Origin of the sequence: Paenibacillus sp. Root52 (assembly GCF_001426865.1) — a bacterium.
GTDB lineage: Bacteria > Bacillota > Bacilli > Paenibacillales > Paenibacillaceae > Paenibacillus.
On sequence record NZ_LMFO01000034.1, the window covers coordinates 66,887 to 80,624 of the forward strand.

Sequence of the window (13,738 nt, forward strand, 5' to 3'; positions counted from 1 at the left end):
TTCCTCCTTTAAGATAGATGGACTAAACTCACTCGCTCACTGTATGTATTACCCTATCAAGCAATAGAGTACCTCATAATTATAGCCTTGTACTTTGGTGGGGAACAAGATGTTAGAACATGTCGATCCACTCATACTTATCGTGAAAATTACGCTTTTTGCCCGGTAGAGGTTTGGATTTGGTGCGTTCGGGTGATAAGATGAAGTATACGAAAAGGCAATGGTCTATTTCGCTTAGCAGTGCGTACATAATGTAGATGTGATACACGACTGGCCCGCAGGGGCTGGAATGATGTGATTAATCATAAAGGAGCAAGTGCAATGGCTAAACCTAAACAAACGAAAAAAGCAGCAGCATGGTCACTCGTCATCATGGGGGCGGGATTTGCCGCATCGTTGCCATTTCAGGGCAGTCTAGTTGGTAAAATGCTGGTTGGATCATTTGAGGCTGGACTGGTGGGTGGACTCGCAGATTGGTTCGCTGTAACGGCACTATTCCGTCATCCGCTAGGCATACCGATTCCACATACGGCATTGCTGCCGAAGAATAGAGATAAGATGACCGAAGGGCTGGTCTCTGCGGTTGAGAATAATCTCCTCAACAAAGACAGTATTACGGAGAAGATCGCGGGCTTCAAAGCCGCGGAGACGGTACTTGATACAATGGCTAAAGAGCTTCATACGGATGGCGCCAAAACGATGATTGATACACTCTGCAAACGAATTCTTGCTGGACTGCCCGTGGAACAGATTGCTCCACTTGTGGCGCGTGAGATTAAGTCGCAGGCGGGTGATTTTGATCTTGGGCCGATTCTAGAGCGGGCATCCATTCAGATGAGCGAGCGGGGATACGATGTTAAAGCGCTGGATTATGGACTGAAGCAGGCGGAAGAATGGCTTGTAAAGCCAGAAACCATTATGTTCTTGGGTGAAGCAGGCATGAAAGCGGTCAGCGGTATTCAGTTGAATGGATTGATGCAATTTGCGATGAATGCGTTCATGGGTTACTTGAATGAAGAGCGTCTCGGTAGTATTTTGCAAGGGTATCTGTTTGACCGTGTAGAGGACATGAAACGGGAAGGCAGCGCGCTTCGTTACAAAGTGCTTGATCTGGTGCGGACACAGACGGTTCGCATAGCGATGAGTGAGAGTGTACAGCAAGGGCTGAATGATTGGAAGAATAGTATGTTGGACGGCTGGAATGCAGAGGAAACGGTGCTGAATAAGCTCACTGAACTGAGAGACAAAGCACTTGCTGGCATGGAAGATGGGCAGTATGTGGATACGTATGCGCTGCCTGCAATTGAGCGGGTGTTGTCTGATCTGCGATCAGATGAGGCGCTGCTAACGAGCCTGAATGCGAAGATCGTGGAAGGCGTAACGACTCTGCTGGAGAAAAATCATTCCAAAATCGGGAACCTCGTACGCGAAAATGTCGATAAAATGGACAATGCATCTTTGGTAGCCTTAATTGAAGATAAGGTTGGGCAAGATTTGCAATGGATTCGAATTAACGGAGCCGTTACAGGATTTATCATTGGTATCGCACTGACCGCGCTACGGATTGTACTGGAATAGTACAGCTAAACAGCGGATTAAAATAAGTGATGTAAGTAAAGTGTCCTAGAGCCGCTCATTCGAGAGCAGGCTCTTTTTGTCGTACACTGGAAAAATAATCAAATTACCTTACGCAAATATGATGCAGGTATCGGGAAAAGGGGTAATATACACCGGGATGCACCTTTGAATCATCTAGGAATAAAGTTACATAAAAACGATTCTGCTAGCCGATGTGGCTAATGTTGATTTTGTACTATGATGCAGGTAACAGAAGAAAAGCCATTATGACGCAAGGATATGTTCCTTTTTCATAGGATGTATGTAAGACATGAAAACAATGCGAAGAAGGTGACCCGTGTGAAACCAATGCAAAAATATGCCTGTTTATTTTGTTTAATTATACTATCTGTATTTATTTTAGGAGGTTGTCAGAGTATGAATAAAAATGAGGACGAGGCATTGTTACAGGAAGCAGAGAATATTGCTATTCAGCATATGAAGGGAAAATATGATCTTGATGTCGTCATCACTAGCGAGAAGAAACTTCCAAGCATAGCGGTTGCTGAAATATCACTCAAAGGACATGTTGTTGATCATGAAGAGCAACGATTCAATCTGTATGTAAATTACGAGAGAAAAGAAGTAACCAGTATGGGAATGAGTGAAGAGTTTAAGAAGCTGTTATTAGATAAAGGCTATGATCCGTTCAAAAAGTGAGTTACAACGACTTCTTAAATTAGGAGGAGAGCGTAGTTGAGTAAAATAGATGATGAAACGTACAAAGAGATGTCGAGGCTTGCTTATGAAGATCTAGAAGCCGGGGATGAATATGATACACTCCCTGGATGGAAGGTTCTTGAGGACACACATGGCAACGGTTATTCTGGCTTTGATGCGGTAACCTTCTATAACCCTGAGACAAGTGAGGCGGTTATTGCATACCGCGGTACAGAGGGGAGTGCTGGATGGGGTCGCAAAGGGCCTGACTTATTTGCTGATGCACAGATAGGTTTGCCAGAGCTCGGGAGAAAATGGGAGCAGAAGACAGACTTTACACCGGATTGGGTGACGGGAACCGTGCAGAAAGTGAAGGATGTTACCGGAGTAACCTATTTAGAGAATGCCAAGGGCAATGTTGATAAATTTGTAGATAAACATTTGAGTGTTCAGCCCAATCAAATGTACGAAGCAGAAGATTATGCGAAGGATATGCAAAATAAGCATAAGGATCTGAATTTCTCATTAACAGGACACTCACTCGGAGGCGGTAATGCCCAGTATGCGGCCGCCTACACGGGATTACAAGCGGTCACTTTTAGCGCACCGTCCGTCATCTCCAGCCTCACACCAGAGATGAAACGTAAAGCTGAAGAGGGTGGGTTTGATGGGCAGGTTACGAACTACGCTCATCCCGGTGATTTTGTGGCGAGTGGTTTCTTCGATGGATATGATCGCCATGTTGGTTCAACGTACTATATCGATTCCAACTATGAAGACATGAATAAGGGTGGTTTTCTTGGATTTGGAGGCATAAAGGAGAAGATCGACAATACGTTTGGCGGAGAAAATTATCACGAGCTTGATCGATACAAATTCGATGGGAACGGATATGTTGCTAACGATCTATATGATCCTGTTACTGGAGAAAAAATCAATTACTCCCCGCGCCAGCCTTCCAACGTGTTGACCGATCTCGCCGGATTTATGCGTAATTTAGGTGTTCAGGCAAGTGGTCTCGCCAAAGGTATGGCAGGAGCGGTGGCGGCTTCCGGATTGATTCAGGTAACGCCGGAAGAACTAAAAAGCGTAGCAAGCCGCTGGAAGCAGAACGCGCAGCAGTGTAATTCGGAGTTGAATCAGATTAGACATCGAATGGCACAGTATCTGCATTCCAGTCGTAGTCGTAGGCTCGAACCGATTGTTACGCAGCTCGATGCATCAATTAATGAGCTCAGCACATGGCATATGAAGCATACGAGCCAGTTCCTGAACTTTATTGATGAGAAGGCAGATGCCTTCCGGCAAGCGGATCAGACACAGGTGAGTTTTAAATAGGACAGGCGATTCCGCCAAGCCTTGAAATTTACACAGGAGAGGTGAACATGAGTGAGCGGACAATTGCTGGTGGAACTGAATGACCTTCGAATTGCGGAAAAAGAACTGTCGCAACTGCTTGTCCGTCTGCAAGCCGACGAGCAAGAGGCGAGAGCGCTGTACGCTCGTCTTAACGATTGGAAAGGTCAATCGGCAGACTATACACGAGAGCAGATTGAGGCGTTCTTTGCAGGTCTATCCTCACGTATTCATTCAATTGAACAACAGAAGAGGACCTTGATTCAATATATCGAGATTATGATTCAGACGGATCAGGAACGCTAAGGTGTGCAATCATAGAGAAAGGAACCGTTGGCATGTGGAGAACTTCTCCAAGCCAACGGTTCCTTTGCATTTATCTTCTTATGCTACGCTCAATTCATGCTACGCTCAGAGTACAGCGTGCTAATCTGTAGCGGACGTTGTGATCAATCTAAATTAGCGTTTTTTGCGGCGTGTTGCTAGAGCGATCCCCAGGAAAGACATGATCAATGCGAGAATGGATACAATCAGTGTCGCCTGTTGCAGCTTCAGTGTGCCTGTGTCTGTATCCGTATTGTTAGGTTCACCTGTCACTGTATCTGTCAGGGCATCCCCTAGTGTTGTATCATCGTCAGCTTTGGCATCGTCGGCTGCATTAGCGTCACCAGTACCTGCTTCAGTGGACGTATCATCGTGTCCCTCGTTACCTGTAGCTGCACTGCCGTGATGATCTCCGCTCGCTGCGGCATTACCTGCTGCTGCCGGTTCTTCACTGATGGTTGTGATGCTGTGCGGCGTGCTATCGCTCGGTTCGCCCGTCCATTCTACGATGCTACCGTCGCTATAGTACTGGAAAGCGTCCCAAGCTACTTCAGTTTCAGCTTTTGGGTTTTGAGCTACAAAGTTGAACTGTTGGAATTGTCCCGCCAGAATCCCTTCGTTATCTCCATCCACTTCCCATGTAATGGAAGTAACTTCATTGGAATCATTCTTCTCAGTAGTAATCTTCCAGCCTGCGAGTGGCTGGTATTGTTTAAATGCTACGCCCTCTGGAACTTTAAGCGTAATTTTGGTTGTTGGCAGTTCCTTTTCGGATGGGATCTTAATCGTATACGTCTGCCATGCACTCGTCTGAGCTACCGTAGGATTCACAGTAACGTGTGCGCTGGCGAATCCAGCGAACAGCATAAGTGCTGCAGCACTTGCTGATACAGTAGATATAAGTTTGGAAGTCCATGATGTTTTTTTCAAAATAAATTACCCCTCTCAGTTCTTATCATATATGCTTCAGTCTCATTTCAAAAAATAAGTGCTGGTGTTGTGCTAAGAGGCCGTTCCGCGTACGAATCGTTCTTACGATCGCTGTTATTCCCGGATTTTTGGATTCCGCTTTATAAGTGGCAATCCGGGAATGAGCGTATGCTTCCGATGTGGCTTTCTTGTAGAAAGCTCTCAGGCGAGCACTTTGCTTCTCCAGAATCGATTTCGTCCTCTTCGCTACTTTTTGCATTACACCTAAACTTAATTTTAAGATTGAGCTACGAATCAATTTGATTTCGTTAGTATACTATGGACTAGCGGTGTCGATTTCAAACTCTGCATCCAGCGCATCCAGGCTGCGTGTAAGAAGATGCACCTTGATATTCCAACGTCCTGGCATAGAGATATAATCTTCGGCCTTGTAGACGCCGGTGTCATTCTTCGGAATGGTAATCTCGTATATACCCATGTCCATATCCAGATGTGTCAGTGATAAGGTGACTTGCTCCAGATCATTAACGATACTGCCATCTGCACGCTTAACACCAACTTCGAAGACATTCTCCCCTGTCGCATTGGGGCTAACCTGAAGTGATATGGTTGTGCCATCATCGGTGGTCTGCACTTCGTTGAATGGACCAACGGGTGCAGGCTGTCCAGGAGATAGGTGAGTTAACACAGCAGCCAGGGCAAGAACAATTGCTCCTGCTGCAAGTTCGGCTTTGAGACTGCCGGCGAGTCTATCGCCACTACCTGAACGAGCGAGTCGAGCATGACGCCAAGCGAAGGCGAGCATGACAATGAGCAATACAACTTTGGCAATCAGAACAAGACCATATCCTGTAGTGAACAACGACGTAAGTATAGGTGCCGGTAGAATAATAAGGCTGCTATATATCCCCGTAGCGACCAAGAGTGCAACAGCACCAACGCCCCAAGCAGTAAAGCGGCGAATGGCTGTCCAGTAAATATCTCCTCGTAGTTTCCGAGGCAGTTGATCCGTCAGTGGCGGTAGGCAGATCGCCATGGCCGTGAGGGCACCGATCCAGAATGCAGCCCCAATCAAGTGTACATAATCCATGGTAATTGCAAGCGCCCGTTGCTCCGCAGCTGCAGGGTGACCCGTCATTGCATGCGTGAACAACCAGCCCAGCACGAGCAGCAGGGAGCCGTACGAAGACCAGATGCGAGTTCGCATGGATCGGTCTCGATCATAGCCAGATAGAATGGTCACTGCCAGCAACATGATGATAAGCATCTGTACGATCCAGATCAAGCCGAACGAAGTTAACTTAAGTGCGCTCCCGATCAGTGCCCAGCTCAGCTCGCTAAGGGATACACCAGATTCGTATAATGTACTTAGTGGCAGGCTAAGCATTGCGGCGAGTGAAGCTGCGCCGTAACTGATCCACAGCAGCTTGTGGCTTCCCGGAACATCCAGTGGTTCCCTTGCCATAGATGTAGGCATGATGCGGAACAATAGAAAGGCGAGTGTGCCAAGAATCACAGACAAGCCAAGGTATTGAATCCAATCCGTTAGGGATAAAATCCACTTGATCGGCCCGTTGCCTTCACCAGCACCCGAAGTAAGGTCTGCCAGTCCTGCGGGTGCTCCGGAAGGTTCTCCGATGTGGAACACATAGGCACCCTGGATGGGGTGACCATCCGCAGAGACGGCTTTCCAGTTGACGGCATACGTACCATTACCTAATCCACTTTGAAGACCTGTCTCCATAATATGTGGTCGCTTAGCATCGATCCGTACATTTCCGTCATCCGCCCTTGTCCCGTCAGGCGCGGTTATTTTGATATCAAAAAAGGCAGTTTGCAAGGATTCGTTAAACTCCAAGGATAGAAGCTCTGGAGCAGTAACTAACAGCTCATTCTCTGCCGGAGAAGCCTTAACAATGTAGGCATGGGCAGATGCCCATTGCGGCATAACAAGACAGCAGATCAACATCAGGGCAACAACAATGGCCCAATGCCGTTTGCTTCGTTTCAGGGTAAAGCTTACTAAACTCAAAAAATCATCACCCTCAGGTTATAGAATTGTAGTCCCTATGGTAGTCCTTTTGTTGCTTCGACAACAATCTATACCATTATAACTTTGTCCAAAATGATGGCGTATGACTACATAGGGCTATAAAAAAATGATTTAATCCGCAAAATTGTGACAAAAGCATGAATGCACTGTCATTCTAGTTTACAACTTATTTTCGAAGTTTCCGTCCAGCAATCCCGCTCTCTAACGCATAACGGGTCAATTGAACACGATTTTCCAATTGAAGCTTCTGCAAGATGTTCTTCAGATGATTCTTCACAGTTTGTTCCGAAATCCCAAGCTGGTCAGCAATCTCCCGATTCGTGTAACCAGCAGATACCCATTGAAGAATCTCAAGCTCTCTTGCGGTGAGTGGGTTATCCGGAACATCTTCGCTACGAGGGGCAGGAAATTCCTGAAGGATGCGATAGGCGAGTTCCCTGCTCAGTGGTGCATCATCGGAGACGATGGCGTGCAAATATTCAAGCCAAGTAGAAGGAGATAGATTCTTCAGCAGATATCCTTGAGCCCCCTGTTTAAGTGCTTCGAATAGATAAGTTACATCATCCGATACAGTAACCATAACGATAATGACATAAGGGAAGCGCATCTTAATCAGACGTGTGGCTTCCAGTCCATCCATATCAGGCATCTGTACATCCATAAGAATTAAATCAGGCATCCACTGCTCCGTCAGTTCTAAGGCTTCCTGTCCATTCGAAGCCGTGCCAATCACTTCGAATGTTGTATCTTCCGCCAAAATACTGCAGATTGCTTCACGCGCATGGGCATGATCATCAACAACCAACACACGTACATGTTCCATGTTAGATATGCTCCTTTCCAATCGTCATCCGAGTACAACCTGGCTCTGAATCCAGGTTCAAGAACCAGCCCATCTGAACGGCACGTTCCTTCGTAATACGCAGACCGTATCGATCCTTGAGATGTAACGGGTCTCCACGGAAGCCTTTGCCATTATCCTGAATCTGTACATGCCACTGCCTTGAATCTCCGGCGGCTTGAATCTCAACCTTATTAGCTTGAGCATGTTTGCGCACATTCATAAGTGCCTCCCGGATGCATGCGATCAACTCTACTTGTTCTTTCGGTGTGAAAAAGGAATCATCCAGCTCCCATGTAATCTGAGCGGTAGGCACAGTATCTCGAATGAGCGTTTCGACCTGCCCTCGGAGAGCGATACCTTCCGGAGCGGCATCTCGCACAGGCACATGTCGTAACTGGGCAATGGCTTGTCTGACGTAAGCGTTGACCTCATGTACCGTTTTGCGAATCTCCTGAATGTCTTGTTCATGACCGCTGCCTGCAAGACTGCGTTCTGCTTTGTCTGTCTTCACGGATAGAAGAAAGAGAGATTGCGCAATTCCATCATGGAGTTCGCGAGCTAGTTGATCTCGTGCTTCCAGTGCTGCCTTCGAGGCGCGCTCCTGCTCCAGAGCAGCTCTAGCACTTTCGAGCATGAGGAACAACCGACTGAGCAAGGTCACACTGACGAGATAGACAATGAGGGGTGTGAGCCAGTTCCCTGCATCCATGGAAAGATAGGGCATGAGAAACTGATGGCGTATGTATTCCCAGATCCCGACGGTGACCGTAGGAATCAGCAGGATCATCCATTTAATTTGTTTATAGGACATGAACGTAGATAACTCCTTTGTCATAAATAGAACATCGTCTGACTACAGTATAACGCAAGCTTGTCTTAAGACCATAGTCTCCAAGGTTAAGAGGATTTTGGGGTGGATGTGGGAGGATATAGAAGGATATCTAAGAACAACATGTGTTGAAATACTGTCAAGCGATGTGAGCCTGGATGTGAAGGGGTGAGCAGGTATGTGTCCGTTTTCCCTAATGGCGGAGGTCCTCTATACTTAATATAGAACGTTAATTCATGACAAACCATGTTAAGGAGTGGAAGCATCAACATGAATCAAGAGGTATTGGAACGTCGCAGTGAGTTGCTCAAGAAGAACATTCACCAAATGCTCGTTCAAGACAATCAGCACGGAATCAGCCGCCAGGATAACATGTTTTTGCAGCAGATGATTAAAGAGCTGCATCAGACCTCACATGAACTGAATAACGCCCGTACGGAATAGTTTCCGTATAATCTCGTAAAATTTGGTACGATTTCATCCCCTGACGAAAATGAAAATGGCGCTATCTCCGACTAGATCGGGGATAGCGCTTTGGCGTTTTAGGACAAGTATGCTTTTATTCTAAGCGTGTTAGAACAGCGGTTGTTGCATGTTTCGCTTCTCAATATAATGGATGAATATCTCCGTAAGTTCTGGATCGAATTGTGAGCCTGAGCAGCGACGCAGCTCGTTGATCGCTTCAAGTAAGTTTTTCGTTTTCTGATATGGCCGCTCTGTAGTCATCGCGTCAAATGAATCAATCACCGTGAGCATACGGCATAATCGAGGGATCTCTTTTGCTTTTAACCCATAAGGGTATCCTTGTCCATCATACCGCTCATGATGTAATTCGATATAAGGGATAAGATCATTGAAGCGTTCGTTCGTCATGACCATTTTTTTGCCCCAAGTAACATGTCCCTTGATGGTTTCCCATTCTTCACACGTGAGCGTATCCTTCTTGTTCAGAATAGACCACGGAATCTCCAGTTTACCAATATCATGGATCAGTGCTCCCAGCACAAACAGGCGTTTCTCCGCATTATCCAGCTCCAGTATCTCACTCATGTCCAGAGCGTATTTATAAACTCTCTTCGAATGCTTGAAAGTATCGATATCCTTGTACCGAAAAAGATTAAGCTGCTGCTCAATATCACGTACATCCTGTACGAGATCGATCTCATGCTCCATACCTTCGTTAATACCATGGCGATGCACATTGTTTTTTCCTTGCTTTTTGGCATAATAGAGTGCTTTATCCGCCTGGTCCACAAGCTGAGACTTGTTATACATATCAACCTGATAAGGAGCAACACCAGCAGAGAATGAAAGGCAGCCATGAGGGAATACCTCGACACCTTCAAACGGCGTATCGTTTAGCTGTTTGCGGAGCTTATTCATAAACATATATGCCTCGTCCAGCTCCATACCTGGCATGAGCAAGGTGAATTCTTCGCCACCATATCGAAAAGCGGTAACAGCTGTGTTCTCCGTCCGTTGAATCAGAAATTCACCGAAAAAAGCGAGCAGGCTGTCGCCTTGTAGATGACCGAATCGGTCATTATACTTTTTGAAATCATCGATATCGATAAGCCCTAGCGACAGTGGGGTTCCTAGTCTACGAGCTTCACTCAGTTCATTTTCTAGCATCGTCTCAAAATAACTGTGATTAAACAGTTTGGTGCGTTGATCCGTATTGGCTTTCTCCTCAATACTCTGATACATCACGAATAGTTGCTTGAATGCGTGGGACAGCAGAATGCTCAGACTCAGATAGAGAATCAGCCCTAGTACGCCGTTGTGTACAACGAGAATTGTCAGAACAAGGGCTAGAATCAACGTACACAGATAAACCAAGAGCGATTCGGTCACGAATGCACGCTTCATTTGTTGTAATGCATCTTTCGTGGAGAAGTGGAAGAACAGTCCCAGTGTCATCGTATTGATGATGAAGTAGGCGGCGAGTGCTGCAAAATAAGGCAATAAATTATACCCATTGATCTCTCCGGGCTGTCCACCTGTCCATTCGAATACGAAGGAGGCTCCAGCGATCATTAAAGTATATATACTGAAATTGACGACATGCTTCCACCAGGTTAACTTCCGCTCCTTGATCAAGAGGATAAGGGAAACGGGTAGTAGTACCGATAGGCTGAACGCTCCGCCAAACATGAAGATACAGGCAAGATACACAGAAGAGTCCATCGATTGCTGATTGCCCTTAGGCGGGATCTGAAACGTGAAATAATCAAGGATTAACGCTGCACCTAACATGGTATACACCATGACCCATCCATCGGTGGACAAGTTAAGATAAGACCACTTATTCATGTAGAGAAAAACACCGATGCCTGTGCAACTCAGCAAAATTACATAGATAAGGCTTCGGTCTGCTTTATGGATAAGGTTACGAATAAAGTTCATAAATAATCTCCTGGTTAGGGTGTGTCCTACATCTCACTGAAGGAGTTCTAAGGCACACCCTGATTTAGTCTGCTCTTGATGTAAAAGAATAATAACATCTTATACTATATCGATGTATAACATAACAAGTTGCTTACCAAAAATCCAGAAAGAAAAAACAGGCCGCAGGCAGCCTGTTTAGTCAAGGTTGGTAGGATCTATTAGCCTCCCAACTTGTATCCCGAAGTTAATGCAACAACGACCGAAGCAACGATAATGGCGTTGATGACAAGGCGGGAATATTTAATGCCTTCGAATTTTTTCATGGAAAAGACCTCCCTTCCTTGGAGTCTAACTTCAGTTCATCGGATTTCATGGATGCTGGAACGGATGCGGTCTTGCGATGTCGTGGAACCATCATGCTCTGAATAAACAGGAATATACCGATGTTCATAACCACATCCCCGATGCTGATGACTTGCGTACGTGGATAAGGGCTAGATAGTGGAATGATATCGCCTAGAAAAGCCAGATGTGTTGAGGCATCCATCATATGATGTTTCGAAATGGCCCCACCTTGTAGCAGCATATCAACATAATAAGGGCCAAGTACGCTAGATGCCTCCACCGATACAGGCATGCGTCCCCCATTCACAGCCATAACGACAAAGTTGAGAAATACACCAATCCAGATTAGTGTAAAACCGGTATGATTCCGGTTCAACCATAGAAAGGCAAGACCTGTGATGTAAATTAACGCAAATAGGTAACCGTTAATGGACGCAACCCAATCCCACTTCCCCTGTACAAAAAAGATCGCAAATTGAGCGAGCAGCAGCATGGGGAAAATCCAACCACCTCGCAGCTTGAGTTCTGAGAACTGGCGGAGGCCATTGCGAATCCCACCTCGAAATAGTCCAATGATCAGGCCGATTATAATGCCGTCATATACCATGATTAACTCCTGTTCATGCAGAAATATGTAAGATCAATGCGTAATTGTGTACCTAAGATATTCGACCTTTTATTGGTAATTCCTGCAAGAAAAATAGGCTCGACAAAGAAATTTTATAAGGTGAATTTGAATGGCTAAATTCCTTATAGACCGCTGTTCATGCGTGTCTAAATGAGGCTTAATTTCACAACGCATTTGTAGAAATAAAGAAAAAACCGTCTTTACAAACCGAAGGGTCAAGTGCCATAAGGTTTCGTAAAAACGGTTTTTTTGGAAGTCAAAAGATGACGTTTATTGCATGAGTGCGTATATCGAAATTACTCGGATTCGCCGTTCAAGTAGTTAAGGAATGGTTGATCCACCCAGAACGTATAGCTCGTGATATCTGCATCCGGAGCAAGCTTGCGGAAGCCGGCTTGAATATCTTTTGCTTTCTCTTGAAGAGAGAAGGACTGCGCATAGTAATGACCCAGCGAGATTTTGGTATTGGCAATCACAGGATACCCATCAATAGCAGTAGCTGAGTAGTAGAGCGGCTGCCACCATGAAGCATGAATCAGGTTCGACGTATTGCCTGTGCTCTTCTTCGCATACTTCAGAATAATATCATTGAAGCGTGCTTTGTCAGCCGTAGTATTGAACTCGAACTGAATATCGTACTCTTTAGAATAGGCGATATAATTGCCATTTTCGATCTGTGTAACTTTGTAATCTGGCGTCTCTGTAGGCTCGCCCCACTCTTTGAGATAGATGAAGGCAGAAGTCTTCGGTTGGAACTGCACATCGGCCTCGATGCCTTCACTGCGCAGAAGACCAATCAACTGCACGGCATGTTGAATATCAGAATGACCATAAGTTAGCGTCAATTCGTCAATAAAGTTGGAATCAAAGCGACTGTCTTTCAGGTTATAACCTGTTACCAGATCATTACGCAATGCCTGATCCACGATCTCTCTCAGCTCAGGTGCTTCAATGAGATCGGCTGTGCGATAAGCTGCGTACAATTTGGAATAGATGTCCGCATCGCCTGAACGGCCAATTTCATTCTTGTAGTTTCCTTGGCTAGATAACACACGACCCAGTAGGATGTTAGCAAAATCAGTAGTCGCTACGCCACCTTTGCGGAGGGCAGGATATAGACTTTCTGGAATCAAGCCGGTATCAACGGCTGCAGCCAGCTCTTGTGCAGCTAGACCTTGAACACGTCCAGCGCCGATTCCAAGCTTAGCCAGCGCTTTCGTTGTTTTCGCTTCAGGATACGTGTAAGCCAGCTCTTTGAAGCCTGCTGCTTTTACTGCGATAAATACGGCAGCATAGGTGCTGAGCTTGTCATTGGCATGAACTTCTGTACCTGTAATAACGCCGCTATTGTATAAGGAAACGGCTGCATCATAAGTAGAATCACCCGATTTCAGATCGGTGAAGGCAGGAGCCTTAACTTCACTTGCTTCATCTGTGCTAGCGCTAGCTGCATCAGCTTCAATAATGGCTGCAATAGCCTGGATGAAGTCGCCTTTGGTAGGCTGCTGCGGCAATTTCACATTGTATTTCGCTTGCAGGAACTGGGCATAATCTGCTGCACTCTCTGTATAGACTGTTGGTGCTTGAGCAACCGGTCCTTTTATGGACACCGAAGGGGCAGAAGCAGGAGCTGCAGATGCTGCAGATGCTGCAGAAGCGTAAGAAGGCAAGCTAAGGCTGCCAAGTGTAACCGGAGCAGCAAGCAAAGCCGCAAGTGTGATCTGGGTGATTTTCTTCAAATGAATAGCCTCCTTAAAATTGGTT

The 13,738-nt window shown here is 45.9% G+C and carries 12 protein-coding genes; 5 read left to right on the plus strand and 7 right to left on the minus strand.

Features of this window, described 5'->3' with window-relative positions:
- The first annotated feature begins 321 nt into the window (after positions 1–321).
- From ASD24_RS29025 to ASD24_RS29040, 4 genes are all read left to right on the plus strand, one after another.
- Complete coding sequence (locus ASD24_RS29025) at positions 322–1,578, plus strand: DUF445 domain-containing protein (RefSeq protein ID WP_056703743.1); 1,257 nt, start codon at positions 322–324, stop codon at positions 1,576–1,578.
- Between the two features lie 417 nt (positions 1,579–1,995).
- The gene (locus tag ASD24_RS29030; protein WP_056703746.1) at positions 1,996–2,277 is read left to right on the plus strand and encodes a hypothetical protein; all 282 of its coding nucleotides are present in this window, start codon (positions 1,996–1,998) and stop codon (positions 2,275–2,277) included.
- Positions 2,278–2,346: 69 nt separating this feature from the next.
- Positions 2,347–3,615 (plus strand): lipase family protein, encoded by a 1,269-nt coding sequence (locus ASD24_RS29035; RefSeq protein WP_200956235.1) that lies wholly within the window; start codon positions 2,347–2,349, stop codon positions 3,613–3,615.
- Between the two features lie 51 nt (positions 3,616–3,666).
- Positions 3,667–3,939, plus strand: a complete 273-nt coding sequence (locus ASD24_RS29040; protein ID WP_056703751.1) for a hypothetical protein — start codon at positions 3,667–3,669, stop codon at positions 3,937–3,939.
- 153 nt (positions 3,940–4,092) lie between these two features.
- Here the strand turns inward: ASD24_RS29040 and ASD24_RS29045 are convergent, their stop codons facing one another.
- The 4 genes from ASD24_RS29045 to ASD24_RS29065 all read right to left on the minus strand — a co-directional run bounded on the left by ASD24_RS29045 (position 4,093) and on the right by ASD24_RS29065 (position 8,595).
- Positions 4,093–4,887, minus strand: a complete 795-nt coding sequence (locus ASD24_RS29045) for a YcnI family copper-binding membrane protein (protein ID WP_056703754.1) — start codon at positions 4,885–4,887, stop codon at positions 4,093–4,095.
- Positions 4,888–5,203: 316 nt separating this feature from the next.
- Positions 5,204–6,919: a copper resistance CopC/CopD family protein gene (locus tag ASD24_RS29055; RefSeq protein ID WP_056703759.1), complete on the minus strand. Its 1,716-nt coding sequence runs from the start codon at positions 6,917–6,919 to the stop codon at positions 5,204–5,206.
- Positions 6,920–7,106: 187 nt separating this feature from the next.
- Positions 7,107–7,763, minus strand: a complete 657-nt coding sequence (locus ASD24_RS29060; RefSeq protein ID WP_056703761.1) for a response regulator — start codon at positions 7,761–7,763, stop codon at positions 7,107–7,109.
- A 1-nt stretch (position 7,764) separates the two neighbouring features.
- Positions 7,765–8,595: a sensor histidine kinase gene (locus tag ASD24_RS29065; RefSeq protein WP_056703764.1), complete on the minus strand. Its 831-nt coding sequence runs from the start codon at positions 8,593–8,595 to the stop codon at positions 7,765–7,767.
- 288 nt (positions 8,596–8,883) lie between these two features.
- On the opposite strand from ASD24_RS29065, the gene ASD24_RS30835 reads away from it, so the two are divergent.
- On the plus strand, positions 8,884–9,057 hold the full coding sequence (locus ASD24_RS30835) for a hypothetical protein (RefSeq protein WP_164848580.1): 174 nt from the start codon (positions 8,884–8,886) through the stop codon (positions 9,055–9,057).
- Between the two features lie 129 nt (positions 9,058–9,186).
- On the opposite strand, the gene ASD24_RS29070 is transcribed toward ASD24_RS30835, so the two are convergent.
- From ASD24_RS29070 to ASD24_RS29080, 3 genes are all read right to left on the minus strand, one after another.
- Entirely contained in the window at positions 9,187–11,019 is a 1,833-nt protein-coding gene (locus ASD24_RS29070; protein ID WP_056703766.1) for a bifunctional diguanylate cyclase/phosphohydrolase, read from the minus strand.
- 301 nt (positions 11,020–11,320) lie between these two features.
- Positions 11,321–11,953, minus strand: a complete 633-nt coding sequence (locus ASD24_RS29075) for a DUF5317 domain-containing protein (RefSeq protein WP_056703769.1) — start codon at positions 11,951–11,953, stop codon at positions 11,321–11,323.
- A 317-nt stretch (positions 11,954–12,270) separates the two neighbouring features.
- Positions 12,271–13,713 carry a hypothetical protein gene (locus ASD24_RS29080; RefSeq protein WP_056703772.1) on the minus strand — a complete coding sequence of 481 codons (1,443 nt, stop codon included), beginning with the start codon at positions 13,711–13,713 and terminating at the stop codon, positions 12,271–12,273.
- Positions 13,714–13,738: the final 25 nt, after the last annotated feature.

Excerpts from the sequence above, each read along its gene's own strand:
- ASD24_RS29025 (WP_056703743.1), top strand. The coding sequence starts at position 322 with ATGGCTAAACCTAAACAAACGAAAAAAGCAGCAGCATGGTCACTCGTC.
- ASD24_RS29030 (WP_056703746.1), top strand. The coding sequence starts at position 1,996 with ATGAATAAAAATGAGGACGAGGCATTGTTACAGGAAGCAGAGAATATT.
- ASD24_RS29035 (WP_200956235.1), top strand. The coding sequence starts at position 2,347 with ATGTCGAGGCTTGCTTATGAAGATCTAGAAGCCGGGGATGAATATGAT.
- ASD24_RS29060 (WP_056703761.1), bottom strand. The coding sequence starts at position 7,763 with ATGGAACATGTACGTGTGTTGGTTGTTGATGATCATGCCCATGCGCGT.
- ASD24_RS29065 (WP_056703764.1), bottom strand. The coding sequence starts at position 8,595 with ATGTCCTATAAACAAATTAAATGGATGATCCTGCTGATTCCTACGGTC.
- ASD24_RS30835 (WP_164848580.1), top strand. The coding sequence starts at position 8,884 with ATGAATCAAGAGGTATTGGAACGTCGCAGTGAGTTGCTCAAGAAGAAC.
- ASD24_RS29070 (WP_056703766.1), bottom strand. The coding sequence starts at position 11,019 with ATGAACTTTATTCGTAACCTTATCCATAAAGCAGACCGAAGCCTTATC.
- ASD24_RS29075 (WP_056703769.1), bottom strand. The coding sequence starts at position 11,953 with ATGGTATATGACGGCATTATAATCGGCCTGATCATTGGACTATTTCGA.